Annotated in this window: 23 protein-coding genes, 1 pseudogene and 1 riboswitch; of the genes and pseudogenes, 11 read left to right on the forward strand and 13 right to left on the reverse strand. The window is 75.3% G+C overall.

What is annotated here, in order from left to right; translation table 11 throughout:
• Window positions 1-581 (forward strand): annotated as a pseudogene (locus NT8_RS29935) (hypothetical protein); the annotation flags it as partial.
• 171 nt (window positions 582-752) lie between these two features.
• Window positions 753-1,880: a MacS family sensor histidine kinase gene (gene macS / locus NT8_RS15345; protein WP_067969701.1), complete on the forward strand. Its 1,128-nt coding sequence runs from the start codon at window positions 753-755 to the stop codon at window positions 1,878-1,880.
• Between the two features lie 28 nt (window positions 1,881-1,908).
• On the opposite strand, the gene NT8_RS15350 is transcribed toward macS, so the two are convergent.
• Complete coding sequence (locus NT8_RS15350) at window positions 1,909-2,511, reverse strand: molybdopterin-dependent oxidoreductase (RefSeq protein WP_067969704.1); 603 nt, start codon at window positions 2,509-2,511, stop codon at window positions 1,909-1,911.
• A gap of 289 nt (window positions 2,512-2,800) precedes the next feature.
• Here NT8_RS15350 and aroF point away from each other — a divergent pair, with 289 nt between their 5' ends.
• Window positions 2,801-3,847 (forward strand): 3-deoxy-7-phosphoheptulonate synthase, encoded by a 1,047-nt coding sequence (gene aroF / locus NT8_RS15355; protein ID WP_067969707.1) that lies wholly within the window; start codon window positions 2,801-2,803, stop codon window positions 3,845-3,847.
• Between the two features lie 113 nt (window positions 3,848-3,960).
• Here the strand turns inward: aroF and thiI are convergent, their stop codons facing one another.
• Window positions 3,961-5,229 (reverse strand): tRNA uracil 4-sulfurtransferase ThiI, encoded by a 1,269-nt coding sequence (gene thiI / locus NT8_RS15360; protein WP_067969710.1) that lies wholly within the window; start codon window positions 5,227-5,229, stop codon window positions 3,961-3,963.
• 176 nt (window positions 5,230-5,405) lie between these two features.
• Window positions 5,406-6,431, reverse strand: coding sequence for a 6-phosphofructokinase (locus tag NT8_RS15365; RefSeq protein WP_067969713.1), 1,026 nt, complete (start codon window positions 6,429-6,431; stop codon window positions 5,406-5,408).
• A 284-nt stretch (window positions 6,432-6,715) separates the two neighbouring features.
• Between NT8_RS15365 and glpK the strand changes: the two genes are divergently transcribed.
• Window positions 6,716-8,194: a glycerol kinase GlpK gene (gene glpK / locus NT8_RS15370; RefSeq protein ID WP_067969717.1), complete on the forward strand. Its 1,479-nt coding sequence runs from the start codon at window positions 6,716-6,718 to the stop codon at window positions 8,192-8,194.
• A gap of 70 nt (window positions 8,195-8,264) precedes the next feature.
• On the opposite strand, the gene NT8_RS15375 is transcribed toward glpK, so the two are convergent.
• From NT8_RS15375 to thiO, 5 genes are all read right to left on the reverse strand, one after another.
• A complete protein-coding gene (locus tag NT8_RS15375; RefSeq protein ID WP_067969721.1) occupies window positions 8,265-8,924 on the reverse strand; it encodes a response regulator in 660 nt (219 codons plus the stop codon).
• A gap of 55 nt (window positions 8,925-8,979) precedes the next feature.
• Complete coding sequence (pknB, locus tag NT8_RS15380; RefSeq protein ID WP_067969723.1) at window positions 8,980-10,911, reverse strand: Stk1 family PASTA domain-containing Ser/Thr kinase; 1,932 nt, start codon at window positions 10,909-10,911, stop codon at window positions 8,980-8,982.
• Between the two features lie 86 nt (window positions 10,912-10,997).
• Window positions 10,998-11,795, reverse strand: coding sequence for a thiazole synthase (locus NT8_RS15385; RefSeq protein ID WP_067969726.1), 798 nt, complete (start codon window positions 11,793-11,795; stop codon window positions 10,998-11,000).
• 1 nt (window position 11,796) lies between these two features.
• Window positions 11,797-11,997, reverse strand: a complete 201-nt coding sequence (gene thiS, locus NT8_RS15390; RefSeq protein WP_067969730.1) for a sulfur carrier protein ThiS — start codon at window positions 11,995-11,997, stop codon at window positions 11,797-11,799.
• Window positions 11,988-13,157 (reverse strand): glycine oxidase ThiO, encoded by a 1,170-nt coding sequence (thiO, locus tag NT8_RS15395; RefSeq protein ID WP_067969759.1) that lies wholly within the window; start codon window positions 13,155-13,157, stop codon window positions 11,988-11,990. Before thiO ends, thiS begins: the two co-directional genes overlap by 10 nt.
• Window positions 13,155-13,262, reverse strand: a riboswitch (TPP riboswitch). Its footprint overlaps the gene before it by 3 nt.
• A gap of 114 nt (window positions 13,263-13,376) precedes the next feature.
• Between thiO and NT8_RS15400 the strand changes: the two genes are divergently transcribed.
• From NT8_RS15400 to NT8_RS15410, 3 genes are all read left to right on the forward strand, one after another.
• Complete coding sequence (locus NT8_RS15400) at window positions 13,377-13,736, forward strand: Rv2175c family DNA-binding protein (RefSeq protein ID WP_067969732.1); 360 nt, start codon at window positions 13,377-13,379, stop codon at window positions 13,734-13,736.
• A 75-nt stretch (window positions 13,737-13,811) separates the two neighbouring features.
• The gene (thiE, locus tag NT8_RS15405) at window positions 13,812-14,468 is read left to right on the forward strand and encodes a thiamine phosphate synthase (RefSeq protein WP_067969735.1); all 657 of its coding nucleotides are present in this window, start codon (window positions 13,812-13,814) and stop codon (window positions 14,466-14,468) included.
• Window positions 14,469-14,602: 134 nt separating this feature from the next.
• Window positions 14,603-16,228, forward strand: a complete 1,626-nt coding sequence (locus tag NT8_RS15410) for a long-chain fatty acid--CoA ligase (protein ID WP_067969738.1) — start codon at window positions 14,603-14,605, stop codon at window positions 16,226-16,228.
• A gap of 41 nt (window positions 16,229-16,269) precedes the next feature.
• Here NT8_RS15410 and NT8_RS15415 read toward each other — a convergent pair whose 3' ends face one another.
• The 3 genes from NT8_RS15415 to NT8_RS15425 form a co-directional block, all read right to left on the reverse strand.
• Complete coding sequence (locus NT8_RS15415) at window positions 16,270-17,157, reverse strand: NAD(P)H-binding protein (RefSeq protein WP_067969762.1); 888 nt, start codon at window positions 17,155-17,157, stop codon at window positions 16,270-16,272.
• A gap of 82 nt (window positions 17,158-17,239) precedes the next feature.
• On the reverse strand, window positions 17,240-18,511 hold the full coding sequence (locus tag NT8_RS15420) for a DUF418 domain-containing protein (protein ID WP_067969741.1): 1,272 nt from the start codon (window positions 18,509-18,511) through the stop codon (window positions 17,240-17,242).
• 165 nt (window positions 18,512-18,676) lie between these two features.
• Window positions 18,677-19,747, reverse strand: coding sequence for a polyprenyl synthetase family protein (locus tag NT8_RS15425; RefSeq protein ID WP_067969744.1), 1,071 nt, complete (start codon window positions 19,745-19,747; stop codon window positions 18,677-18,679).
• A gap of 85 nt (window positions 19,748-19,832) precedes the next feature.
• On the opposite strand from NT8_RS15425, the gene metF reads away from it, so the two are divergent.
• Window positions 19,833-20,786 (forward strand): methylenetetrahydrofolate reductase [NAD(P)H], encoded by a 954-nt coding sequence (gene metF, locus NT8_RS15430; RefSeq protein WP_067969747.1) that lies wholly within the window; start codon window positions 19,833-19,835, stop codon window positions 20,784-20,786.
• Here metF and NT8_RS28695 read toward each other — a convergent pair.
• Window positions 20,704-21,297, reverse strand: coding sequence for a GNAT family N-acetyltransferase (locus NT8_RS28695; protein ID WP_084468973.1), 594 nt, complete (start codon window positions 21,295-21,297; stop codon window positions 20,704-20,706). The two genes, metF and NT8_RS28695, sit on opposite strands and share 83 nt — an antisense overlap.
• Before the next feature lie 393 nt (window positions 21,298-21,690).
• The gene (gene bldD, locus NT8_RS15435; protein WP_017591133.1) at window positions 21,691-22,185 is read right to left on the reverse strand and encodes a transcriptional regulator BldD; all 495 of its coding nucleotides are present in this window, start codon (window positions 22,183-22,185) and stop codon (window positions 21,691-21,693) included.
• A gap of 522 nt (window positions 22,186-22,707) precedes the next feature.
• Between bldD and pyrR the strand changes: the two genes are divergently transcribed.
• Genes pyrR through NT8_RS15450 form a run of 3 tightly spaced genes read left to right on the forward strand, consistent with a single transcriptional unit; the run spans window position 22,708 to window position 25,579 of the window.
• Window positions 22,708-23,331, forward strand: a complete 624-nt coding sequence (pyrR, locus tag NT8_RS15440) for a bifunctional pyr operon transcriptional regulator/uracil phosphoribosyltransferase PyrR (protein WP_084468974.1) — start codon at window positions 22,708-22,710, stop codon at window positions 23,329-23,331.
• Window positions 23,331-24,257, forward strand: coding sequence for an aspartate carbamoyltransferase catalytic subunit (locus NT8_RS15445; RefSeq protein ID WP_067969753.1), 927 nt, complete (start codon window positions 23,331-23,333; stop codon window positions 24,255-24,257). The genes pyrR and NT8_RS15445 overlap by 1 nt, the downstream gene beginning before the upstream one ends.
• Before the next feature lie 29 nt (window positions 24,258-24,286).
• A complete protein-coding gene (locus tag NT8_RS15450) occupies window positions 24,287-25,579 on the forward strand; it encodes a dihydroorotase (protein WP_067969756.1) in 1,293 nt (430 codons plus the stop codon).
• Window positions 25,580-25,652 lie beyond the last annotated feature (73 nt).

Genomic DNA, 25,652 nt, shown 5'->3' on the forward strand with positions numbered 1-25,652 from the left:
AGCCCGCCGGCGGCTCCGACCCCGCCCGCCCCGAGGCGGCCGACGCGGCCACACCCGCCGACCCCCACGGCCGCGAGCCCGCCGCGGCCCCCCGCGACCCCGCGGCCGACGACGACGCCTGGGCCGACCTCGTCGCCCGCTTCTACGAGCACGCCGACGTCCGCCGCCGACCGGTCTGGCCCGACGCCGAGAACCTCGGCGCCGACGACCTCTCCGAGCCCGGCGCCGACGACCCCGCCGACCCCGGCGACCTGCTGCTCGGCGACGGTGACGGCGACGCCGACCCCGACACCCGCGGCCGGGTCGTCCGCCCCGCCGGGGGCGCCGACGACGCCGACCACTACGTGCCCCCGCCCCCGCCGCCGCTGCCGCGCGGCGACCTCACCAGCCGGCTGTCGTGGGCGGGCCTGTTCGGCGGCCCCCTGGTGCTGCTGGGCTCCATGCTGTTCGGCGTCGGCCTGCCCGGCGCGGTGGCCTTCTGCGCGGTGGCGGCGTTCATCGCGGGCTTCGTGGTGCTCGTCGTCCGCATGGGCGACCGCCCCTCCGGCGACAACGGCCCCGACGACGGCGCCGTCGTCTGACCGGCCCCGGCGGGGGCGACGGGTCTGTCCGTCCGGAGGCCGGGGGCCACGTGCCGGGACGCCCCCGGCCACGGGTCCAGGGCCCCGCCCGCCCCGGGTGGCCCCCGCCCGACCGCGTCGGCCACACTGTCCTTCCGGAACACGGCGGCGGACGAGGGCGGGAGCGGGCGGATGGGGTTCGAGGCGCCGCTGTGGCGCGGCATCACCGTCTTCCGCGTCGCCTCGCTGCTCTACGCCGCCGTCCACGTGGTGCGCAACCACGACCTGCTGGCCCGCCCCTGGGTGGCCGCCGCCGTCCTCGCGGTGATGGCCGCCTGGACCTTCGCGGCCGCCCGCGCCCACCGCCGCCCCGGGGTGGACCGCGACGCGCTCCTCGCCGCCGACCTCACCGTCGCCTTCGGCTGCCTCGCGGCCACCGCCGCCGCCGTCGAGCCCGGCTACCTGCGCATGGCGCCGGCGCTGACCACCACCTGGTTCGGCGGCGCCGTGCTGACCGCCGCCGTGGTGCGCGGCCCCGGGTGGGCGGTGGCGGCCGCCCTGGGCCACGGCGCCGTCGACGCGGCCGTGCGCCTGGCGCTGGGCCTCACCCTGACCGCCGCCGTGGCCCGGGGCGTGGTGCTGCTGCTCCTCGCCGGCTACGCGGTGGGGGTCATGGCCGCCTACGCGGCCGCCGCCGAGCGCCGGTTCGCGCGCGCCGTCGAACTGGAGGCCCGCACCCGCGAGCGCGAGCGCCTGGCCCGCTCCATCCACGACTCGGTGCTCCAGGTCCTCGCCATGGTGCAGCGGCGCGGCACCGACCTCGGCGGGGAGGCCGCCGAACTCGGACGGCTCGCCGGCGAGCAGGAGGCCCGGCTGCGCGGCCTCGTCGGCATGGGCGCCGAGGCCGCCGACCCCGACGCGCCCGACGGCGCGGCGGCCGCCGACCTGCGCCCCGTGCTGTCGGCGCACGCCGGGGCGCGCGTGACCGTCTCCACGCCCGCCACGCCCGTCCCGCTGCCGCCGGAGGCGGTGCGCGAGATCGACGCCGCCGTACGCGCCGCCCTGGCCAACGTCGAACGCCACTGCCCCGAGGAGACCCGGGTGTGGCTGCTGGTGGAGGACGAGGCCGACGCGGTCACCGTGACCGTGCGCGACGACGGGCCCGGCATGGACCCCGGCCGCCCCGACGCGGCCGCCGCCGAGGGGCGGCTCGGCCTGGCCCAGTCGGTCCGGGGCCGCCTGCGCGACCTCGGCGGCACCGCGCTGATCACCACCGCGCCCGGTGAGGGCACCGAGATCGAGCTGCGGCTGCCCCGCTGACGCCGGCCGGCCCGCCCGGTCGGCCGCGTCACGACAGCGGCGGGCCCTGCCCCGGCTCCTCCTGGTAGGAGTAGCGCTGCTCGCTCCACGGGTCGCCCAGGTTGTGGTAGCCCCGCTCCTCCCAGAACCCGCGCCGGTCGGCCGCCAGGTACTCGATGGCGCGCACCCACTTCACGCTCTTCCACCCGTAGCGGTGCGGCACCACCAGCCGCACCGGGTGGCCGTGCTCGGCGGTGAGCCGCTCGCCGTCGCGGTGCGTCGCCAGCACCACGTCGGCGCGGAGGAAGTCGTCGAGACCGAGGTTGGCGCTGTAGCCGTACTCGCCCCAGACCATCACGTGCGTCGCGGAGGGGTCGGGCGGGGCCTGCTCGACCAGCAGCGCGGTCGACACCCCGCCCCAGTGGACGCCCGGGAGGGTGAACCTCGTCACGCAGTGGAAGTCGGAGACGGTGTCGACGCGCGGCAGCGCGTCGAACTCCGGCCACGACCACCGGAACTCGCCCAGCGACTCGGTGAACCCGAAGACGCGCAGGTCCCACCGGTGCGGCCGGAACCTCGGGACGGGACCGTAGTGCAGGGCGGGCCGGTCGCGGGGTACATACTGCCCGGGCGGCAGACGTCGATCCGACACGCGGCCTCCTTCGTGGTCCTCCCGCCATCCTGCCAGGCGCCGCGGCGGCGCCGACCGGACCCCGGCCGCACCGCCCCGCTCCGGGCGTGCGCTATAGTCGCAGCCATGCAGCGGAAGTTCTGGCGCTTTTATGGCTACCGGCCCACAGGGACGGTCGCCCGTCGAGCGCTGCGCTGACACGGACGACTTCGAGAGCCCCGGGCCGAACGGCCCGGGGCTCTTTTTCGTGTCCGGAGCACCTTCAGAACCGACCGACGAGCACCCGAACCGCCTTGAAGGAAGAACGCACATGGTCATCGTGATGGCGCCCGACGCCACCCCGGACAACATCGACGGCCTCGTCGACCTCGTCACCACCGCGGGGGGCGAGGCGTACGTGACCCGCGGCGTCTCCCGCACCATCATCGGCCTCGTCGGCGACATCCAGCAGTTCGAGACCCTCGATCTGCGCGCAATGCCGGGAGTGAGCGACGTGCTGCGGATCTCCGCGCCCTACAAACTCGTCAGCCGGGAGAACCACCCCAGCCGCTCCATGGTGAGCGTGCGCGGGGTGCCCATCGGCGGCGACACCGTGACGGTCATCGCCGGCCCCTGCGCCGTCGAGACCCCCGAGCAGACCCTGGCGGCGGCCCGCATGGCCAAGGCCGCCGGCGCCGCCCTCCTGCGCGGCGGCGCCTACAAGCCGCGCACCTCGCCCTACGCCTTCCAAGGGCTGGGCGAGGCGGGGCTGCGCATCCTCGCCGACGTCCGCGCCGAGACCGGCCTGCCGGTCGTCACCGAGGTGGTCGACGCCGCCGACGTGGAGCTGGTGGCCGGGTACGCCGACATGCTGCAGATCGGCACCCGCAACATGCAGAACTTCGCGCTGCTCCAGGCGGCGGGCGAGTCCGGCCGGCCCGTCATGCTCAAGCGCGGCATGAGCGCCACCATCGAGGAGTGGCTGATGGCCGCCGAGTACATCGCGCAGCGCGGCAACCTCGACATCGTGCTGTGCGAGCGCGGCATCCGCACCTTCGAGAAGGCCACCCGCAACACCCTCGACATCAGCGCCGTCCCGGTGGCGCAGAACCTGTCGCACCTGCCGGTGATCGTCGACCCGTCGCACTCGGGCGGCCGCCGCGAGCTGGTGCTGCCGCTGTCGCGGGCCGCCATCGCCGTCGGCGCCGACGGCATCATCGTGGACGTCCACCCGGCGCCCGAGACCGCGCTGTGCGACGGCCCGCAGGCGCTGGTGGGCGAGGACCTCGCCGCGCTGGCCGACGCCGCCGCCGCGCTCGGTGCGGTCCTGGGCCGGCCGCTGACCCCCGCCCCCGAGCCGGTCGCCGCCGGCGTGTGAGCCGCGGCGCCCCGCCGGTCCACGGGGGACGGCGGGGCGCCGCACCCCGGGCCGCCGCGCGGCGGCCCGGGGCACGGTGAAGCCCAGTGGGAGCCCGCGGAGGCCCGCCGGGCTCAGATCCGGGACGGGACGCTGTCGCCGAGGAAGCTGGGCCGGTGCACCTGGGCGGTCGTCACCAGGTGCTCGGCCAGCTCCTCGGCGTCCAGCCGCTTCTCGATCTGGCGCAGGTCGGCGATCTTCGCGGCGGTCTCGACCTGGCGCGGGGTGAGCAGCGTGCAGCAGTCCTCGTCGGGCAGCTCGGAGATCGCCAGGGTGCCGATGCGCCGCGCCTGGTCCATGATCTCGGTCTTGTCCATGCCGATGAGCGGGCGCAGGATCGGCAGGTCCACCGCGTCGTCCAGCGCGGTCAGGTTGGTCATGGTCTGGCTCGACACCTGGCCCAGCGCGTCGCCGGTGATCAGCGCCTCGGCGCCGAGGTCGTCGGCCAGGGCCTCGGCGGTCTTCAGCATCAGCCGGCGCTGCGCCACGATCTGCAGCCGCTCGATCCCCGACGATTTGAGCTGCTGCTGCGCCTTGCCGAAGGGCACCACGAACAGCCGCGAACCGGTCTGGAACCGGTCGAGCTGGCGCACCAGGCTGTACGCCTTGTAGATGGACTCCGGCCCGGTGAACGGCATGCCGGAGAAGTGCAGGAAGTCGACCTTCAGGCCCCGGCGCATCATCCGGTGCGCGGCGACGGGGGAGTCGATGCCACCCGACATCAGCACCAGGCCGCGCCCGCTCATGCCGACGGGCAGGCCGCCCTGGCCGGGGATGCCGTCGGTGAAGACGAAGACCTCGTCCTTGTCGACCTCGATGGAGACCGTGTTGGCCGGCCGCTTGAGGTCGACCGGCAGCCCGTAGGCGCCCTTGACGGCCGCGCCGACGTGCGCGGCGATCTGCGACGAGGTGAGCGGGAACCGCTTGTCGCGGCGGCGCGCCCGCACCGCGAACGTGCCGGCGCGCTCGGCCATGGACCGCACGGCGACGTCGGTGACGGTGTCGAGGTCCTTGGCGACCCGGCGCACCAGGTGCACCCAGACGACGCCCATCACGTTGCGCATGCGCTCGGCGAGTTCGGCGACCTCCAGGTCGGAGCCGCCGGGCATGCGCACGATGATGACGCCGGCGCCGCGCTGGGTGAGCCTGATCTCGCGCAGGCCGCGGGCGGCGGCGCGGATGTTGTTGTGCAGCCGGCGCTCGAAGAGCCGCCGGTTGCTGCCCTTGAGCACGATCTCGCCGAGCTTCATCAGCACGCACAGCTCGCCCAGCCCGGGCTCGGGCCGGAGCAGGGCCGCGGGTGCCTGCGTGTCGACGGCCGCGGAGTCGGACGTAACGGCCATGAGGGGATCTCCTGAGGTGTCTGCCGGTGGGGGCCTCGCGACGGGGCCGTCTTCCAGTATCGAACATCGCGGCGACCGGTCCGGCCGCCGCCCGCCGGGTGCGGCGCGGACCGGCCGCAACGGGTACGGGGCCCCGCCCGGATCGGACGGGGCCCCGCGGGGGCCGGGCGGGCCGGCTAGCCGAAGAAGACCTCGGCCTCGGCGTAGCGCTCGGCCGGGACCGTCTTCAGCTTGTCCGTCGCCGCGGACAGCTCCACGCGGACGATGTCGGTGCCCTGGAGGCCGACCATCTTGCCGAAGTCCCCGTCGTGCACGGCGTCGATCGCGTGCACGCCCAGGCGGGTGGCGAGCACCCGGTCGAACGCGGAGGGGGTGCCGCCGCGCTGCACGTGGCCCAGCACGACCGAGCGGGCCTCCTTGCCGGTGCGCGCCTCGATCTCGTCGGCCAGGCGCTGCCCGATGCCGCCGAGCCGGACGTGGCCGAAGGAGTCGGTCTCGCCGGTGGACAGCTCCATCTGGCCGTCCTTGGGGTGGGCGCCCTCGGCGACGACGATGATCGGCGCGTACTGGGTGGTGAACCGGCTCTCGACGTGCGCGACGACCTCGTCGATGTCGAACGGCCGCTCGGGGATGAGGATGACGTTGGCGCCCGCGGCCATGCCGGAGTGCAGCGCGATCCACCCGGCGTGGCGGCCCATGACCTCGACCACCAGGGCGCGGTGGTGGGACTCCGCGGTGGTGTGCAGCCGGTCGATCGCCTCGGTGGCGATGTTGACGGCCGTGTCGAAGCCGAACGTGAAGTCGGTGGCGTTGAGGTCGTTGTCGATCGTCTTGGGCACGCCTACGACGTTCACGCCGCGGTCGGTGAGCCGGGTGGCGACGCCGAGGGTGTCCTCGCCGCCGATGGCCACCAGGGCGTCGATGCCCAGGCCCGCCATGTTGTCCTTGACCCGCTCGACGCCCCCGTCGATCTTCATCAGGTTGGTGCGGGAGGACCCGAGGATCGTTCCGCCGCGCGGCAGGATGCCGCGGACCGCCGCGCGGTCGAGCGGCATGGTGTCGCCCTCCAGCGGGCCGCGCCAGCCGTCGCGGAAGCCGACGAACTCGTAGCCGTAGTCCTTGATGCCCTTGCGGACCACCGCGCGGATCACCGCGTTCAGCCCCGGGCAGTCGCCACCGCCGGTCAGCACCCCGACTCGCATGCGTGTACTCCTCGATTCCCGTGAATCCCGTGCGAAACTGCGGAACAGCCGTGGTCCGGCGCCGGCGGCGCACCGCCGCGGCGGGCCTCGGCCCCGCGGAACCCGCCGCCCGGCGGGCGGCGGAGGTGTGACGGGGGTCACGGAAGGCGGTCCGCGGGGAGTGCGGTCCGGCCGTCCGCGGGTAGACCCCTCGAATGGCGGCGCGGGAGCGCGGGTCGAACCCTTCGTACCGCGCCGACCACTTGGTCTAGACCATAGTCGCCGAACCTCCTGGAGGCCAACCCATGACCGTGCTCACCATCGACGCCGGGACCACGGGCGTCACCGCCCTCGTGGTCAGCGAGAACGGCGAGGTCCTCGCCCGCGGCTACCAGGAGTTCGCCCAGCACTACCCCGACACCGGCTGGGTGGAGCACGTGCCCGAGGAGATCTGGCAGGCCGCCCTCGCCGCCTGCCAGACCGCGATCGACGCCGCCGGCGCGGCCCCCACCTGCGTGGGCATCACCAACCAGCGCGAGACCGCGGTGCTGTGGAACCGCAGACGCGGCAGCTCGCCGCGCCGGGCGATCGTCTGGCAGGACCGGCGCACCGCCGCCATCTGCGCCGAGCTGCGCGACGCCGGCCACGAGGACCGGGTGACCGAGGTGACCGGCCTGCGCCTCGACCCCTACTTCACCGCCACCAAGCTCACCTGGATCCGCCGCAACGACACCCGCGCGTGGAGCGGGGTGGAGTCGGGCGACACCGTCGTCGGCACCGTCGACTCCTACCTGGTGGCCCGCCTCACCGGGGGGCGCAGCCACGTCACCGACGCCTCCAACGCCTCGCGCACCCTCCTGTACGACCTGCGCGCCGGGCGGTGGTCGGAGGAGATGTGCGAGCTGTTCGGCGTCCCGATGTCGGCGCTGCCCGAGGTGGTGCCCTCCTACGGGGTGATCGGCGAGACCGACCCCGAGGAGTTCCTGGGCCTGGCGCTGCCCATCGCCGGTATCGCGGGCGACCAGCAGGCGGCCATGTTCGGCCAGACCTGCTTCACCCCGGGGTCCTCCAAGTGCACCTACGGCACGGGGTCGTTCATCCTCGTCAACACCGGCGAGGAGGCCGTGGCCCCGGAGCACGGCCTCCTCAGCACGGTGCTCTGGCAGCACCCGGACGGCCGCCTGGAGTACGCCCTGGAGGGCTCCATCTTCGTCACCGGCGCCGCCGTGCAGTGGCTCCGCGACGGGCTGGGGCTGATCGACTCCGCCCCCCAGACCGAGGCGCTGGCGGCCAGCGTCCCCGACTCCGGCGGCGTGGTCTTCGTCCCCGCCCTCACCGGGCTGGGCGCCCCCGACTGGGACCCGCACGCCCGCGGCGCCATCTTCGGCATCACCCGCGGCACCGGCCGGGCGCACCTGGCCCGCGCCACCCTGGAGGCGATCGCGTTCGAGGTGCGCGACGTCGTCGAGGCCATGGCGCGGGCGTCGGGCACCGACCTGCCGGAGCTGCGGGTCGACGGCGGCGCGTCGGCCAACGACCTGCTCTGCCGCCTGCAGGCCGACCAGCTCGGGGTGGGCGTGGCCCGCCCGCGCATCCAGGAGACCACCGCCCTGGGCGCGGCCTTCCTCGCCGGGCTCGGCACCGGGGTGTGGGGGTCGACCGAGGACCTGAAGGACACCTGGCAGCTCGACCGCCGCTTCGAGCCCGGCCATCGCGACGAGGCCGCCTACCGCCGCTGGCGGGTCGCCGTCGAGCGCTCCAAGGGCTGGGCCGCCCTCGACTGACACCCCGCCCGGCGCCGTCCGCCCCCGCCGGGGGCCGGACGGCGCCCGGCCGCGCGCCCCGGGGCGGACCTCAGTCGTCGAGGCCCTGGTCGATGGCGTAGCGGACGAGCTCGACCCGGTTGTGCAGCTGGAGCTTGCCGAGGGTGTTCTGCACGTGGTTCTGCACGGTGCGGTGGGACAGCGTGAGGCGGGCGGCGATCTGCTTGTAGCCCAGCCCCTTGGCCACCAGGCGCAGCACCTCGGTCTCGCGCGGGGTGAGCTCGGGGGCCTTGGGGGCGGCAGCGGGGGCGGGCGCCGCCGCCAGGCGGCGGTACTCGCCGAGCACCAGTCCGGCCAGCCCCGGGGTGAACACGGCGTCGCCCGCGTGCACCCGGCGCACCGCGTCGAGCAGCTCCTCGCGGCCCGCCGACTTCACCAGGTAGCCGGTGGCGCCCGCCTTGACCGCCTCCAGGACGTCGCCCTGCTCGCCGCTGGCCGACAGCACCAGCACGCGGGGCGGGTCGGCCGCCGCCAGCAGCCGCCGGGTGACCTCGACCCCCGACATGTCGGGGAGCTGGAGGTCGACCACGGCCACGGTGGGCCGGGCGGCGGGGGCCACCCGCACCGCCTTCGCGCCGTCGCCCGCGGTGGCCACCACCGCGAACCCGGCCTCGGCCAGGTCGCGGGCGACCGCCTCGCGCCACATGGGGTGGTCGTCGACCACCATCACCCGGATGCCGTCAGCGTCCATGGTCGGACCCTAACCGGCCGGACGCGGCACCGGCGAGTCCGGCCGCGCGGAGCGCTCAGTCGTCGCCCCGGTTCCCGTTGCCGTTGCCGTTCCCATTGCCGTTGCCGTTGCCGCGGTCCTCGCCCGCGCCGAACGGGGAGACGAACAGCTCGACCTCGCCGCCCTTCTCGACCTCGCCGTGCGGGCTGTAGCGGACCACCCGGTCACCGCCCAGCGGGGCGGTGACCTTGACGGTGAGGCCCAGCCCCTCCAGCTCCTCGCGGGCGTCGTCGAGCTTCCACCCGCTGACGTCGGGCACCTCGATCCGCTCCTTGCCGGTGGAGATCGTGATGGTGACGGCGTCGCCCCGCCCGACGCTGCCGGAGTCGGGGTCCTGGGAGATCACCCGGCCCTCCTCGACGTCGTCGCTGGCCGCGCGCTCCACCTGGGCCTGCAGACCGGCGTCGGCCAGGGTCGAGGTGGCGTCGTCCTCGGTGGCCCCCACGACGTCGGGCACGGTGAACCCGGCGCTGACGGTGAGGGTGACGGTGCGGTCGCGGTCGGCGTCGTCGCCGGGCTCGGGGTCGGTGGACACCACGGTGCCGACCGCCGCGTCCTCGGAGTCGGCCTCCTCCTCGCGGACGTCGGTGAACCCGGCGTCCTCCAGCTCGGCGCGGGCCTCGTCGGCGGACCGCCCGGTGAGGTCGGGCATGGCCACCGTGCGCGGCCCCATTGACAGCGCCACGGTCACCGTCCCGCCGGGCAGGACGCGCTGGGAGACCCCGGGGTCGGCCTCGGCGACCTCGCCCTCCTCGGCGTCGTCGCTGTAGACGGGCTCCTCGGCGATCCGCATGGTCAGCCCGGCGTCGGTGAGCAGCTCGGCCGCCGCCTCCTGGTCGAGCCCGACCACGTCGGGCACCTGCTCGTAGCGGCCGAGCAGGAACCACCAGCCGAACGCCAGCAGGGCCACCGTCAGCACGCCGCCGACGAGCAGCAGCGGCAGCCGCCGGCCCGGGCGGTCGTCCCAGTCGCGGTGGTCGTCGGTGTCGGCCAGGTCGACCACGAGGGTCGCGTTGGCGTCCTCGCCGCGGTCGGGCGGCGGCAGCGGGGCCGCGCCGTGCACGGCGGTCGCCGCCGCGGCCGAGGGCACCCCGGCGGGCAGCGCGCGCAGGGCGGCCAGCACCGCCGACAGGAACTGCCCGGCGTCGCCGGGCCGGTAGCGGGGGTCGCGCTCGGTGGAGCGGGTGACCAGGGTGTCGACCTCGTGCGGGACGTCCGGCAGTCGGCTGGAGGGGCGCGGGACGTCCTCGTTGACGTGCTGGTAGGCGACCGCCAGCGGGGTCTCGCCGGTGTGCGGCTGGGCGCCGGTCAGCAGCTCGTAGAGCATGACGCCGGCGGCGTAGACGTCGGTGCGGGCGTCGGAAGCGCCCTGCTCGATCTGCTCGGGCGCCAGGTAGGCGGCGGTGCCCATGACCGTGCCGGTGCGGGTCATGGCCTGGTTCGCGGACTCCACCGCGCGGGCCAGCCCGAAGTCGGCGACCTTGACCCGGCCGTCCTCGGTGAGCAGCACGTTCTCGGGCTTGACGTCGCGGTGGACCAGCCCGGCCTGGTGGGCGGCGCCCAGCGCGGCCAGCACCGGCGCCATGATCTGCAGGGCGTCGCGCGGGGCGAGCCGCCCGCGCGCGGCGAGCAGGTCGCGCAGCGTGTGCCCGGGGACGTACTCCATGGCGAGGTAGACGTGGCCCATGTCGGTGCCCTGGTCGTAGACCTGCACGACGTTGGGGTGGGAGAGCCGGGCCACCGCGTGCGCCTCGTTGATGAACCGGCGCACGAAGGTGGGGTCCTCGGCCAGCGAGGGGTGCATCACCTTGCACGCCACCCGCCGGTCCAGGCGCAGGTCGTGCGCCACGTACACGGTCGCCATGCCGCCGCTGGCCACGCGCGCCTCGACGAGGTAGCGGCGGTCGAGGGTCGCGCCGACGAGCGGGTCCGCAGTCGTCATGTCCACAGTGTGAAGTCTAGGCGTGATCCCTCCCGACCCGGTCGAACCGCCGCACAGGGGGCGGTTCGCGCCCCGACCGGGCCACCCGGTGGTCAGTCGGCGGCGGGGGAGGAGGCGTGCGCGTAGCGGCGCACCGGGATGCGGCCGGCGCGGCGGGCGGCGCGCCCGGCGGCGACCGCGTCGCGCATGGCCGCGGCCATCAGCACCGGGTCCTGGGCGCGGGTGACCGCCGTGGCCAGCATCACCGCGTCGCAGCCCAGCTCCATGGCGAGCGCGGCCTCGCTGGCGGTGCCGATACCGGCGTCGATGATGACCGGGACCCCCGCCTGCTCCACGATCAGCTCGATGTTGTGCGGGTTGCGGATGCCCAGCCCGGAGCCGATGGGCGCGCCCAGCGGCATGACCGCGGCGCACCCGATGCGCTCCAGGCGCGCCGCCAGGACCGGGTCGTCGCTGGTGTAGGGCAGCACGGTGAAGCCCTCGTCGACCAGGCGCTCGGCGGCGTCGAGCAGCTCGACCGGGTCGGGCAGCAGGGTCCGCTCGTCGGCGACGACCTCCAGCTTGATCCAGTCGGTCTCCAGCGCCTCGCGGGCGAGCCGGGCGGTGCGGACCGCGTCGGCGGCGGTGAAGCAGCCCGCGGTGTTGGGCAGCGCGCGGATGCCGTTGCGGCGCAGCACGTCCCACACCGAGCCGTGCGCCCCGGGGGAGACCCGGCGCAGGGCTACGGTCGTCAGCTCGGTCCCCGAGGCGACCAGGGCCTCCTCCAGCACCCGCATCGACGGGGCGCCGCCGGTGCCGGTGATGAGGCGCGAGGTGAACTCCCGGCCGGCGATCACCAGCGGGTCGCGGACGGCGGCGGCGTCGGCGGTATCGGGGGTACGGGTGGTCATGTCAGCCTCCCTGGACCGCGGTGAGCACGTCTACGCGGTCGTTCTCGGCGATGGGGGTGGCGGCCCAGGCCGCCCGGGGCACGACCTCGTCGTTGACCGCGGCCGCGACGCCGCCGGGGGCGTCGGTGAGGGACCGGACGACGTCGGCCACCGTGCTGCGGGGCGCGACGTCGCGGCGCTCGCCGTTGATGATCACGTCCACTGGGGTGCCTCGCTTCCGTCGGAGCCGCGGTCGGCGGAGAACCGCCGCGCGTAGTCGGGCAGCGCGCCGCCCGTGAGCGCGTCGGCCAGGGCGTCGGCCGTGGCGGGGGTGAGCAGCACGCCGTGCCGGAAGTGCCCGGCGGCCAGGTGCAGGCCGGGCACCGCGGTGGGGCCCAGCAGCGGTTCGTTGTCGGGGGAGCCGGGGCGCAGCCCGACGCGGGTCTCGGCGACCTCCAGCTCGCTGACGCCGGGCACCAGGGCGTGCGCGTCGCGCAGCAGCTCCCACATGCCCCCGGCGGTCGGCCGCAGGTCGGCGCCCATCTCCTCCTGCGTGGCGCCCAGCACGACCTCGCGGCCGTCGCGCGGCACCAGGTACACGGGGGTGCCGCGGACCAGGCCGCGCACGGTGCGGGTGATCAGCGGCGGCTCGCCGTCCGGCAGCAGCAGCCGCAGCACCTGGCCCTTGACCGGGCGCAGCGGGGGCACCACGCCGCCGGGCAGCCCGCCGATGCCGGAGGTCCACACCCCCGCGGCGAGCACGACGCGGTCGGCCGGGACGTCGGCGCCGGAGGCCGTGCGCACGCCGCGCACCCGGCCGTCGGCGGTCAGCACGGCGGCGGCCGGCTCGCGCACCGTCCGCACGCCGCGGCCGCGCAGCGCGGCGCGCAGGGCGGCGGTGAGCAGCCGCGGGTCGACCGCGTGGTCGTCGGGGGCCAGGAACCCGCCGCGCACGCCCGGGGCGAGCATCGGCTCCAGCTCCCGGCAGGCGCGGCCGGTGAGGCGCTCGGTGGCCAGGCCGAGCCGGTCGAGCAGGTCGCGGGTCTCGGCGAGCCGGGCGAGGTCGTCGGCGTCGAAGGCGACCTGGAGGGTGCCGGCGGTGCGCAGGCCCGAGGGCAGCCCGGTCTCGGCCTCCAGCTCGGCGGCGAAGGCGGGGTAGCGGTCGCGCGACAGGGCGCCGAGCCGCATCAGCGGCTCCTCGCCGAACGCGGCCTCGGTGGCGGGGGTGAGCATGCCGGCCGCGACGTCCGACGCCGTTCCGGGGGTGCGGTCGGGGGCCACCACGGTGACCCGGAGCCCGCGCTGGGCGGCCCGCCAGGCGACGGCCAGGCCGATCACGCCCGCGCCGACGACGGCCACGTGGCCGGAAGGGTCCTCACGCACGGCGCCGCCTCCACTCCCTTCGCCGGAATGACCCGGATCAGGTTCGTGCGGTCGGAGGCTGCGGCCTCCCTCTCAGCCGGCGCACCGGCTCCCGCGGGGTTGCTTCGCGCCCCATTCTGCCAGCCGCCCCGCGCCGGGCGCGCGGCGGGGCGCTCCGCCCTCAGCGATACCGGCCGCGCCCCGGGTTTGCGGCGGGCCGAACTGTGGGACATTGGCTGCGTGACTGCGAACGACCACGACACCGACGCCCTCGTCGGTGAATGGATGACCCTGAAGGACGCCGCGCGGGAGCTGAACGTCAGCCCGAACCGCATCAAGCAGTTCATCCGCGACCACAAGCTGCTCGGCGTGCGGCGGCAGGGGGAGCTCTCGGTCCCGGCGGCGTTCATCGCCGACGGCGACGTCGTCAAGGGGCTGCCGGGGACGCTCACCGTCCTCGCCGACTGCGGGTTCAGCACCGATGAGGCGCTGCACTGGCTGTTCACCCCGGACGACACCCTTCCCGGGGCGCCCATCGAGGCGCTCATCGCCAACCGCGGCACCGAGGTCCGCCGCCGCGCCCAGGCCATGGCGCTGTAGCGGACGCCGCGCCCGGGTGCGGCCCACCGGCCGCACCCGCGGTCCCGCGCGGGACCCCCGGTCTAGGCTGGCCCGATGACCGCTGACCCCCGTGAACGCCTGGCCGCCGCCCGCCTCTACCTGTGCACCGACACCCGGCGCGGCCGGGGCGACCTCGCCGAGTTCCTGGACGCCGCGCTCGCCGGCGGCGTCGACGTCGTGCAGATCCGCGAGAAGGGCCTGGAGGCCCGCGACGAACTGGCCGCGCTGGAGACGGCGCGCGCGGCCTGCGACCGCCACGGCGCGCTGCTGGCGGTGAACGACCGCGCCGACATCGCCCGCACGGCGGGCGCCGACGTGCTGCACCTCGGCCAGAACGACCTCCCCGTCCCGGCGGCGCGCGCGATCGTCGGCCCCGGCCCGCTGATCGGCCGGTCCAACAACACCGCCGCGGCCGCGGCTGCCTCCGCCGCCCAGGACGGCGTCGACTACTTCTGCGTGGGCCCCACCTGGGCGACGCCGACCAAGCCGGGGCGCCCCGCCGCCGGGCTGGAGCTGGTCGCGGCGGCGGCCGGGCTGGGCACGGCCCGGCCGTGGTTCGCGATCGGCGGGATCGACCTCACCAACCTCGACCGGGTGCTCGACGCGGGCGCCCGGCGGGTGGTCGTGGTGCGCGCGATCACCGAGGCCGACGACCCCCGGGCGGCCGCGGCCGCGTTCGCGGAGCGCCTCGCCGAACGCGGCGGGGCGTGACCGCCCGCCGGGCCCGGCACCGTCGGCCTAACACTGTTAGGTAACGATTCCCGGGCGCGCCTATACCGTCCCCTCACCCCGCTTTTAACGTCGGTGACGTCCACCACACCGCGCACCGCGAGAGGCGACGGCACATGCGCAGCACGATGCAGGACGTACCGCTGTCCATCGGCGACCTGGTCCGCTACGGCACCACCGTGCACAGCGGCGCCGACGTCGTCACCTGGACCGGCGGCCGGCCCCGGCGGAGCACCCTCGGCGAGGTCGGGCGGCGCACCGCCCGCCTCGCCCACGCCCTCCGGGGACTCGGCGTCACCGGCGACCAGCGGGTGGCCACCTTCCAGTGGAACAACCAGGAGCACCTGGAGGCCTACTTCGCGGTGCCCGCCATGGGCGCCGTGCTGCACACCCTCAACATCCGCCTCCACCCCGACCAGCTCGTCTACATCGCCGACCACGCCGAGGACCACGTCGTCATCGTGGACGCCTCCCTGGTGCCGCTCTTCGCGCCGATCCTGCCCCGGCTGAGCACCGTCCGGCACGTCGTCGTCGCCGGCGGCGGCACCGGCGGCCTGGCCGCCCCCGGCGTCACCGTGCACGCCTACGACGACCTGATCGAGGGCCGGCCCGACACCTTCGACTGGCCCGAGGTGGACGAGCGCGACGCCGCCGCCATGTGCTACACCTCCGGCACCACCGGCGACCCCAAGGGCGTCGTCTACAGCCACCGCTCCATCTACCTGCACTCCATGCAGGTCTGCATGACCAACGGCAAGGGCCTGCGCCAGTCCGACCGCGCCCTCGCCGTCGTCCCCATGTTCCACGCCATGTCCTGGGGGCTGCCCTACGCGTCGCTCATGGTCGGCTCCGCCACCCTGCTGCCCGACCGGTTCCTCCAGCCCGCCGCCCTCGCCGACATGATCGACGCGGAACGGCCCACCATCGCCGCCGCCGTCCCCACCATCTGGCAGGGCCTCCTCGACGAGCTGCGCGCCCGCCCCCGCGACGTGTCCTCCCTGCACGGCGTGGTCATCGGCGGATCGGCCTGCCCGCCCGCCCTCATGCGCACCTTCGAGGAGCTGTACGGGGTGCCCGTCCTGCACGCCTGGGGCATGACCGAGACCTCCCCGCTCGGCAGCGTCGCCCACCCCCCGGCCGACGCCGAGGGCGAGCGCCGGTGGGAGTACAAGCTCAGCCAGGGCCGGATGTCGCAGTCCGTGCGCGCCCGGCTCATCGGCCCCGACGGCGCCCCCGTCCCGCACGACGGCGAGAGCGTCGGCGAACTGGAGGTCCGCGGCCCCTGGGTGACCGGCTCCTACCACCGCGACGACGACCCCGCGAGGTTCCACGACGGCTGGCTGCGCACCGGCGACGTCGGCACCCTCACCCCCGACGGCTTCCTCCGCCTCACCGACCGCGCCAAGGACGTCATCAAGTCCGGCGGCGAGTGGATCTCCTCGGTGGAGCTGGAGAACCACGTCATGGGCCACCCGGCCGTCGCCGAGGCCGCCGTGGTCGCCGTCCCCGACCCCAAGTGGGACGAGCGCCCGCTGGTGGCCGTCGTCCTGCGCGAGGGCGCCACCGCCGACGCCGCCGAACTGCGCGCCTTCCTCGCCGACCGGGTCGCCCGCTGGCAGCTGCCCGAGCACTGGGCGTTCGTCGACGAGGTGCCCAAGACCAGCGTCGGCAAGTTCGACAAGAAGGCGCTGCGGGCCCGGCACGGCTCCGGCGCGCTCGCGGTCGTCGACGTCCGCGGCTGACCCGGGCCCGGCGGCCGCGCCCGGCGCGGCCGCCGCGGGGGTCAGGAGTGCACGTGCGTCAGCGCGCTGGGGTTCTTGCGCAGGAAGCCCTCGATGGACTGGGCGGGGTGCCCGGTGAGGTCCGGCACGGCGGGGGAGACCACGTTCATCTCGCCGGTGGCGATCGCCGCGTAGGAGCTGGCCCAGCCCTCGATCGCCCACTCCGGCGCGCCCGAGCCGCGCCGCGAGGCCAGCGCCTCCTCCCACGTCTCGGGCAGGTAGCGCACCGGCTTGCGGGTCAGCGCCGACAGGCGGTCCACCGTCTCCGAGAGGGTCACCGCCTCGGGGCCGGTGATGTCGTAGGTGCGGCCGTCGTGCGTCCCCGGGGCCGACGTGAGCACCGCCACGGCCGCGTCGGCGACGTCGTCGCGCGACACCCACGCCACCCGGCCCTGCCCCGCCGGCCCGCGGACGACGCCGTTCTCGTCGGCCCAGTACGGCAGCAGGTCCAGGTAGAGGCTCGGCCGCAGGAAGGTGAACGCCACCCCGGTCGAGCGGATGTGCGCCTCGGTGTAGAAGTGGTCGCGCGCGAACGTGAACGTCGCCGCCGGGGCCGCGGCCAGGAACGACAGGTAGACGATCCGGGACACCCCCGCCGCCACGGCGGCGTCCACGGCCCCGATGTGCTGGTCGACCCGGTCCGCCGCCTCGGTCGCCGAGACCAGCAGGAGCGTGTCGGTGCCCCGCACCGCCCGCCGGAACGCCGCGGTGTCCTCGTAGGCCGCCATCGCCGCGCTGGCCCCCTTCAGCTCGGGGGCGCGGTTGATGTCGCGGACGATGAGCCGCTGCGCCACGCCGCGGCGGGCCAGCCGGGCCGCCACCCGCCCGCCCACCGCCCCCGTGGCGCCGGTGATCCCGATGGTGTGCGTTATTACCTGATCGTCACCCATGGCGGCCATTTTCGGGCAACGCCCGGCCGCGCGCACTCACCGGCGCGCGGGGGGCGGCAAAGCCCCCCGCGCGGGCGGCGTGTCAGCGCGTCGCCTCCGGGGCGGGCACGGCCACCGGGGCGGCCGCCGCCCTGCGGTAGGTGAGCCGCCGGAGCAGCACCTCGGCCGGGCCGCGCCGCCCGGCGCGCCGCAGCGCGACCGCCAGGGCCACGGTCACCAGCCACACGCCCACGGCGAACGCCGCCATCGACGCGCTGCCCAGCACCCCGCCGAGCCCCAGGCCCCAGGCCGCGAGGACCGGCGCGCAGATCACCGACTGGGTGAGGTAGCAGGTCATCGACCGCTGGCCCACCGCCGTGACCGCGTAGGTGAGCGGCCCCGTCCGGGAGCGCCGGGACAGCAGGTGCCCGATCAGGCCGAACAGCGCGACGTAGCCCACGCCGCCGAACACGCCCGCGAGCTGCCGGGCCCCCTCCAGGGCGCCCAGCGGGCCCGCCGCGATGTCCACCGCGCCGATGTGGTCCAGGGCGCTCGGCACCGCCGTCCCCCAGCCGACGGCCACGCCGACCACAGCGGTCCAGGCGAGCAGCCGCACGTGGCCGCCCGGCCGCTCCAGCACGCGGCGCCGCGCGGCGGCCATGCCCAGCAGGATCGCGGCCGGCACGATCAGGGCCAGGCCCTGGCCGAACACGATGACCGGCCATACCGAGATCCGGTTCAGGGCGGCGCCGACCGGTGAGGGGTTCGCGAAGGACCCGCGGATGACGTCCGGGATGCCGGCGGCCGTCGCCGCCCCCGCGTCGGCCGGGGCCATGGCGGCCAGCGCGGCGCCCACCAGCGCGAGCGCCGACAGCAGGACCAGGACCCCGCCGAGCACACCGGCCCAGACGCGGATGGTCCGCTCGGTGCGGCGCAGGAACAGGCCGCCCAGGACCAGCCCGGCCACGCCGTAGGCGCCCAGGATGTCGCCCATGAACAGCAGGGCCGCGTGGACGAAACCGAACACGATCAGCCACAGGTGGCGGCGGCGCAGCAGCCGGGCGGCGGCGCGGGTGTCGGCGCCCGCCTCCACCTGCCGGTCGAAGGTGCGCATCATGCCGTAGCCGAACAGGAACGCGAACATCGGGTAGATGCGGCCGTCGACCGCCACCGTCAGGACGAACTGGACCACGCGGTCGAGTGCCGTCCCGTCGACCGGGTGGGCCCCGTACCCGCTCTTCTCCGCCGCCCAGAGGTACCAGGGGGTGTTGGCCAGGGCGATCAGCAGCAGCATGAACCCGCGGGCGAGGTCGGGGGCGAGTGCGCGCTCATCGGCCCGCACGGGGCCGCGGTACGCCGCGGCGGTGGTGCTCATGGGGACTCCTCGTAAGGGGGGACCGGACGGTCCGGACGTGTCCCCCCACCCTGGCGGAGCCCCGTACCGCGGGCATCGGTAGATCGGAGGAACCGGGCTCCTGCCCGAGGCGCACCCCCGGCACCCCCTGGGGCGGACGGCGGTTCCGCCGCCCGGGCGGCGGGACTAGTGCCGGCGGGCGGTCGCGGCGACGACCAGGTCGGCCAGCGCCGGCCGCGCGGCGTCGTCGATCAGCGCGCTCTCCAGCGCCGCCGCGGCCTGGCCGACGTAGGCGTCGATCCGCCGCTCGCAGGCGTCCAGCGCGCCGCTGTCGGCCACGACCCCGCGCATCCACGCGACCGCCTCCGCCGACAGGTCCGGGTCGCCCAGGTGGCGGCGGAACTCGGCGGCGTCGGCGGCGGACGCGCGCTCCAGGGTCTCGGCCACGATCAGGGTGCGCTTGCCCTCGCGCAGGTCGTCGCCCGCGGGCTTGCCGGTCTCGCCGGGGTCGCCGAACACGCCGAGCACGTCGTCGCGCAGCTGGAAGGCGATGCCCAGCGGCAGGCCGTAGGCGGTGTAGACCGGCGCCAGCTCCTCGTAGCGCCCGGCCAGCGCCGCCCCCAGGTGCAGCGGCCGCTCCACCGTGTACTTGGCGGACTTGTACCGCATCACCCGCAGCGACGCCTCGACGCTCTCGGCGTCGCGGACCTGCTCCAGCATGTCGAGGTACTGCCCGGCCATCACCTCGGTGCGCATCTGGTCGAACGGGCGGCGCCCGGCGCGCAGCGCCTCGGCGGGCAGCCCGCTGCCCTGGTACAGGTCCTCGCACCACGCCAGGCAGAGGTCGCCGATGAGGATGGCGGCGCCCTGCCCGAAGCCCGCGGCCGACCCGCTCCAGCCCGACGCCGCGTGCAGCGCCTCCAGGCGCTTGTGCGCCGCGGGCAGGCCGCGCCGGGTGTCGCTGTTGTCGATGACGTCGTCGTGCACCAGCGCGCACGCCTGCAGCAGCTCCAGCGACGCCGCCGCGGCGTGGATGCCGGGATCGTCGCCGCCGCCCGCGCCCCGCCACCCCCAGTAGCAGAACGCCGGCCGCAGCCGCTTGCCGCCCGTCAGCATGGCCTCCAGGGCCGCGAGCACCGGTTCCAGCTCCGGGCCGATCTCCAGCAGCTGGGCGCGGCGGCGGCCGGTGAACGCGGCCAGCTCGGCGTCGACGGCCGCGCGCACGGACGTGACCGGTGAGGCGGGAGTGGAGGTCATGGAGTGCAGGTTAGCGGCTCCCCGGAACGCCGCCGGACCGGTGCCCGCCCTGGACACCGGCGCGGCGTCGCCTAAGGTGGTGCCCATGCTCGGAACACCGTCCCGCCTCGACGCCGCCCGCACCGCCGACGCGCGGCCGCGCCGCATCCGCGACCTCCTCGTCGCGGGCGAGCCCACGTTCTCCTTCGAGTTCTTCCCGCCCAAGACCCCCGAGGGCCAGCGGAAGCTGTGGCGGGTCATCCGCGAGATCGAGGCGCTCCAGCCGTCCTTCGTGTCGGTCACCTACGGCGCGGGCGGGGGCACCCGCGACCGCACCGTCGAGATCACCGAGCGCATGGCCACCGACACCACGCTGCTGCCGGTGGCGCACATGACCGCGGTCGACCACTCGGTGCGCGAGCTGCGCCACCTCATCGGCCGGTTCGCCGCCGCCGGGGTGTCGAACATGCTGGCGCTGCGCGGCGACCCGCCCGGCGACCCGCTGGGCACCTGGGTGCGCCACCCCGAGGGGCTGGAGTACGCCGACGAGCTGGTCCGGCTGATCAAGGAGTCCGGCGACTTCTGCGTGGGGGTCGCCGCGTTCCCCTACAAGCACCCGCGGTCGGCCGACGTCGACACCGACGCCGACCACTTCGTGCGCAAGTGCCGGGCCGGCGCCGACTACGCCATCACCCAGATGTTCTTCGACCCCGAGGACTACCTGCGGCTGCGCGACCGGGTGGCGGCCCGGGGCTGCGACGTGCCGATCATCCCCGAGATCATGCCGGTGGTGAAGCTGGCCACCATCGAGCGCTCCGAGCAGCTGTCGGGCGCGCCGTTCCCGCGCCACCTGGCCGAGGAGTTCGCCAAGGTGGGCGACGACCCCGAGGCCGTGCGCCGGCTGGGCATCGAGCAGGCCCGGCGCATGTGCGAGCGGCTGCTCGACGAGGGCGCCCCGGGCATCCACTTCATCACGTTCAACCAGTCCACAGCCACGCGCGAGATCTACCGGCAGATCGCCGCCGACCGGGCCCCCGCAGCGGCAGCGGCGCGGCCATGATGGCGAACGGGCGGTCGGGGCTGCCCGGGAACCGGAACTCCGCCAGCACGTCGGTGAACCCGTACGACGCGTAGAGGCGGCGGGCCACGGTCGGCCCCGTGTGGGTCGACAGCACGGCGGTGCGCTCGGGCCGGTGCGCGGTGACCCCCCGCAGCAGCCGGCGGCCGATGCCGCGCCCCTGGTGCTCGGGGCGCACGTGCACCTCGGCCACCTCGAAGGAGTCGGCGAACCAGCGGTCGGCGGCCTCGGGGTCGCGGGAGCGCAGCTCGGTGGTGACGACGTCGTGCCACCACTGCCCGCCGCCGCCGTGGAAGCCGTAGGCGAACCCCAGGGCGGTGCGGCCGTCCGACGACAGCGCCACGACCGCGCGGAAACCGGGGTTGCGGGCGTGGTGCTCCATGATCGTGCGGCGGCCGGCGAGCTGGTCGGGGGGCGGGGACATGGCCGCGGTGTAGATGTCCAGGAGCGCGGGCAGCGCGTGGACGAAGGCGGGGGCGGCGGGCTCCCACATGCGGGAAAAGGTGTCCACAGCGCCACCCTAGAGGACGCGCCGGGTCCGTCCGGTCCTCCTTGACGAAAGCCGTCGGGTGAGGTTAACTGAGACTGTTCGAACTGATGTTCGAGCATCGCGGTCCTTCCGGACTCGCGTCCGGCCGTCGCCCCCCGCGGCGCCTGGGCGCGGGGAGCGGCCGGGCGGGGGGAGGGGAAGCCCCTCGCCCGGTCCGCTTCAGACCAGGGGCCCGCAGGCGCCCGCCCGCGCACGCCCCCCGTGCGACGCGGCCGCGCCGCGGGCCCCGTTCCACGCCGACGGCCCCGCACCCGGATCGGGTGCGGGGCCGTCGGCGGTTCTGCGATGCGAGCCCCTGGGGCAGGGGGGCGCGGACGAAGAGAGCGGTGCCGGGTCCTAGAAGGCGTCCACCGCGCGGCGGGCCTCGGGGTCGAGGACGCCCCAGTTGATCAGCTCCTCGGTGAGGTCGCCGGGCGAGCGGTCGTAGATGACCGCGAGCGAGCGCAGGTCCTCCTGGCGGATGGACAGCACCCGGCCGTTGTAGTCGCCGCGCTGGCTCTGGATGGTCGCGACGTAGCGCGCCAGCGGGCCGGCCTTCTCCTGCGGGAGCTGCTGCATGCGCTCCAGGTCGATGACCAGCTTCGGCGTGGGGCCGAGCGGGGTCGGGGCGGCGCCGCCGGGCAGCAGCTCCGACATGGGCACCCCGTAGAAGTCGGCCAGCTCGGCCAGCTTCTGCACGGTGACGGCGCGGTCGCCGCGCTCGTAGGAGCCCACCACGACGGCCTTCCAGCGACCGTGGGACTTCTCCTCCACCCCATGCAGGGAGAGCCCCTGCTGGGTGCGGATGGCGCGCAGTCGCGCGCCAAGGGACTTCGCGTATTCCGATGGCATCTTCTTCGTCGCTCCCCGGCCGTGATGGTGGCTGGTGTGGGCGGAGTGCCCCGAGATCCGCTCTGCGGTGCCCGTCGGTCGCGGTAGGGCGCCGCGCGCCCTCCCGCGGGACGGCCACGGAGCGGCCCCACCCAGATTGGTTACGGACAGTGACGGTACGGCGGTTCGGGTTGCCAGGTCAAGCCGTTAGGCGGAAACGCGACGAATCAGTGGCCAAACCGTGTGTAAGTGAGGGGTCTCTCATTTCGGGAGCGATGGGGACGGATTGCCATCGGCCGATTTCCGGGAAGCCCGATGGTGCAAGCGTTTCCGCCGTCCACGGGGGTGCGGCCGACGGAACGGGAGGCCGTCCGAGGGGCGATTTAGGCCCGCCGTCAAGGGCGCTTCCTGTGACCAGTGTCATAGTTACCCCGGGTTTCACCGGGAGGCCCGGCGGCCACGGCGGGTGCGCGCTGGTAGCGTGAAGGCCGTTCGGCAACCTTTAACGACCTGTTCCGTGAGGCAGGGAAGGGGGTCATCACTGTGTGTGCGCGAAAACGCGCGGAAGGTGAGACCGCGGACGGCGCTCCGCAGCGCGCGGAGACCGCCCCGAGGGCCGTGCTCGACGGCCCTGAGATCAACCGGGCGCTGACCCGGATCGCCCACGAGGTGCTGGAGCGCACCAAGGGCGGCCACGACGTCACCCTCCTGGGCATCCCCACCCGCGGCGTCCCGCTCGCCCGGCGGCTCGCCGACCGCATCGAGCGCGTCGAGGACCGCTCCGTCCCGTGGGGCTCCCTCGACATCACCATGTACCGCGACGACCTGCGCCTGGCGCCGGCCCGCGCCCTCGGCCGCACCGACATCCCGCCCGAGGGCATCGACGGCCGCACCGTCGTCCTCGTCGACGACGTCCTCTACTCCGGCCGCAGCGTCCGCGCCGCCCTCGACGCCCTCAACGACCTGGGCCGCCCCCGCGCCGTGCAGCTCGCCGTCCTGGTCGACCGCGGCCACCGCCGGCTGCCCATCCGCGCCGACTACGTCGGCAAGAACCTGCCCACCTCGCTGCGGGAGAACGTCGCCGTGCTGCTGGACGAGCTCGACGGCCGCGACGCCGTGCTCATCGGCCCGGCCAAGCCCCGCCCCGGCCAGGAGGACGACGCCTGATGCGCCACCTGCTCTCCGCCGGCGACCTCGACCGCGACGAGGCCACCCTGGTCCTCGACACCGCCGCCGAACTCGCCCGCGTCGGCGACCGCTCGGTCAAGAAGCTGCCCACCCTGCGCGGCCGCACCGTGGTCAACCTCTTCTACGAGGACTCCACGCGCACCCGCACCTCCTTCGAGGTCGCCGCCAAGCGGCTGTCGGCCGACGTCGTCAACTTCTCCGCCAAGGGGTCCAGCGTCTCCAAGGGCGAGAGCCTCAAGGACACCGCCCTCACCCTGCAGGCCATGGGCGCCGACGGCGTCGTCATCCGGCACGGCGCCTCCGGCGCCCCCCACCGGCTCGCCGAGTGGGTCGACGGCGCCGTCCTCAACGCGGGCGACGGCACCCACGAGCACCCCACCCAGGCGCTCCTGGACGCCTACACCATGCGCGAGCGCCGCGGCCGCGTCGAGGGCCTGCGCGTGGCCGTGGTCGGCGACGTCCTGCACAGCCGGGTCGCCCGCTCCAACGTGCTGCTCCTGCACACCCTCGGCGCCGAGACCACGCTGGTCGCCCCGCCCACGCTCATGCCGCAGTCGGTGCACACCTGGCCGTGCGCCGTCTCCTACGACCTCGACGAGGTCCTGCCCAAGACCGACGTGGTGATGATGCTGCGCGTGCAGGCCGAGCGCATGCACGCCGCCTTCTTCCCGACCGCGCGCGAGTACAGCCGCCGCTACGGCCTCGACCGCGAGCGCCTGGCCCGGCTGCCCGACGACGCGATCGTCATGCACCCCGGCCCCATGGTCCGGGGCATGGAGATCTCCGCCGACGTCGCCGACTCGCCGCGCTCCACCATCACCGAGCAGGTCACCAACGGCGTCAGCGTCCGCATGGCCGTGCTCTACCTGCTGCTGGGCGGCTCCGCGCCCGCGATCGGCTCATGAGCGACGCAGAACCCAGGGGGAAGCAACAGATGACCGACACCGCCCGCCTCATCCGCGGCGCGCGCATCAACGGGGGCGAACCCGCCGACATCCTCATCCGCGGCGGCGTGGTCGCCGCGGTCGGCACCGGCCTCGACCCGGGTGGCGCCGAGGTGCACGACGCCGCCGGGCTCATCGCCCTGCCCGGCCTGGTCGACCTGCACACCCACCTGCGCGAGCCCGGCCGCGAGGACGCCGAGACCGTCGCCAGCGGGTCCCGCGCCGCGGCGGCGGGCGGCTACACCGCCGTGCACGCCATGGCCAACACCGACCCCGTCGCCGACACCGCCGGCGTGGTCGAGCAGGTGTGGCGGCTGGGCCGCGAGGCCGGCCACTGCGACGTGCAGCCCGTCGGCGCCGTCACCCGCGGCCTCGCCGGCGTCCAGCTCGCCGAACTCGGCGCCATGGCCGACTCCGCGGCCCGGGTGCGCGTGTTCTCCGACGACGGCATGTGCGTCTCCGACCCGCTGCTGATGCGCCGCGCCCTGGAGTACGTCAAGGCGTTCGGCGGCGTCGTCGCCCAGCACGCCCAGGACCCCCGGCTCACCGAGGGCGCCCAGCTCAACGAGGGCGCCGTCTCCGACCGCCTCGGCCTGGCCGGCTGGCCGGCCGTCGCCGAGGAGGCCGTCATCGCCCGCGACTGCCTGCTCACCGAGCACGTCGGCTCGCGCCTGCACGTCTGCCACGTCTCCACCAAGGGCTCGGTGCAGATCCTGCGCTGGGCCAAGAGCCGCGGCTGCGACGTCACCGCCGAGGTCACCCCGCACCACCTGCTGCTCACCGACGACCTCGCCGAGGGCTACGACCCCATCTACAAGGTCAACCCGCCGCTGCGCACCGCCGAGGACGTCCGCGCGCTGCGCGAAGGCCTCGCGGACGGCACGATCGACTGCGTGGCCACCGACCACGCCCCGCACCCGATCGAGGCCAAGGAGACCGAGTGGGCCACCGCCGCCATGGGCATGACCGGGCTGGAGACCGCCCTGTCGGTCGTGCAGCACACCATGGTCGACACCGGGCTGCTCGACTGGGCCCAGGTGGCCGACCGCATGTCCGCGGCGCCCGCCCGCATCGGCCGCCTCGCCGGCCACGGCAGGCCGATCGCCCCAGGTGAGCCCGCCAACGTTACGCTGTACGACGCGGACACCGCACGCGACGTCGACCCCGCGGCGATGGTCTCCAAGAGCACCAACACCCCCTACCGGGGCATGCGCCTGCCCGGACGCGTGGTCGCCACCTTCCTGCGCGGCGCCCCGACGGTCCTCGAAGGAAAGATCCAGTGACTCCACCTGCAGCAACCGACTCCGCCACCGCGCCCGCCGCTCCGATCCCGGCGATCCTTGTTCTCGAGGACGG

Source organism: Nocardiopsis trehalosi NBRC 14201 (assembly GCF_001552555.1).
Lineage (GTDB): Bacteria > Actinomycetota > Actinomycetes > Streptosporangiales > Streptosporangiaceae > Nocardiopsis_B > Nocardiopsis_B trehalosi.

What these genes read in the sequence shown, in the direction of transcription:
- NT8_RS15425 (WP_067969744.1), bottom strand. Translation starts at nt 19,747, where the DNA reads ATGACCTCCACTCCCGCCTCACCGGTCACGTCCGTGCGCGCGGCCGTC.
- bldD (WP_017591133.1), bottom strand. Translation starts at nt 22,185, where the DNA reads ATGCCATCGGAATACGCGAAGTCCCTTGGCGCGCGACTGCGCGCCATC.
- NT8_RS15375 (WP_067969721.1), bottom strand. Translation starts at nt 8,924, where the DNA reads ATGGACGCTGACGGCATCCGGGTGATGGTGGTCGACGACCACCCCATG.
- NT8_RS15415 (WP_067969762.1), bottom strand. Translation starts at nt 17,157, where the DNA reads ATGGGTGACGATCAGGTAATAACGCACACCATCGGGATCACCGGCGCC.
- metF (WP_067969747.1), top strand. Translation starts at nt 19,833, where the DNA reads ATGCTCGGAACACCGTCCCGCCTCGACGCCGCCCGCACCGCCGACGCG.
- NT8_RS15450 (WP_067969756.1), top strand. Translation starts at nt 24,287, where the DNA reads ATGACCGACACCGCCCGCCTCATCCGCGGCGCGCGCATCAACGGGGGC.
- macS (WP_067969701.1), top strand. Translation starts at nt 753, where the DNA reads ATGGGGTTCGAGGCGCCGCTGTGGCGCGGCATCACCGTCTTCCGCGTC.
- NT8_RS15410 (WP_067969738.1), top strand. Translation starts at nt 14,603, where the DNA reads ATGCGCAGCACGATGCAGGACGTACCGCTGTCCATCGGCGACCTGGTC.
- thiE (WP_067969735.1), top strand. Translation starts at nt 13,812, where the DNA reads ATGACCGCTGACCCCCGTGAACGCCTGGCCGCCGCCCGCCTCTACCTG.
- glpK (WP_067969717.1), top strand. Translation starts at nt 6,716, where the DNA reads ATGACCGTGCTCACCATCGACGCCGGGACCACGGGCGTCACCGCCCTC.
- NT8_RS15365 (WP_067969713.1), bottom strand. Translation starts at nt 6,431, where the DNA reads ATGCGAGTCGGGGTGCTGACCGGCGGTGGCGACTGCCCGGGGCTGAAC.
- NT8_RS15420 (WP_067969741.1), bottom strand. Translation starts at nt 18,511, where the DNA reads ATGAGCACCACCGCCGCGGCGTACCGCGGCCCCGTGCGGGCCGATGAG.
- NT8_RS15385 (WP_067969726.1), bottom strand. Translation starts at nt 11,795, where the DNA reads ATGACCACCCGTACCCCCGATACCGCCGACGCCGCCGCCGTCCGCGAC.
- thiI (WP_067969710.1), bottom strand. Translation starts at nt 5,229, where the DNA reads ATGGCCGTTACGTCCGACTCCGCGGCCGTCGACACGCAGGCACCCGCG.
- aroF (WP_067969707.1), top strand. Translation starts at nt 2,801, where the DNA reads ATGGTCATCGTGATGGCGCCCGACGCCACCCCGGACAACATCGACGGC.
- NT8_RS15445 (WP_067969753.1), top strand. Translation starts at nt 23,331, where the DNA reads ATGCGCCACCTGCTCTCCGCCGGCGACCTCGACCGCGACGAGGCCACC.
- NT8_RS28695 (WP_084468973.1), bottom strand. Translation starts at nt 21,297, where the DNA reads ATGTGGGAGCCCGCCGCCCCCGCCTTCGTCCACGCGCTGCCCGCGCTC.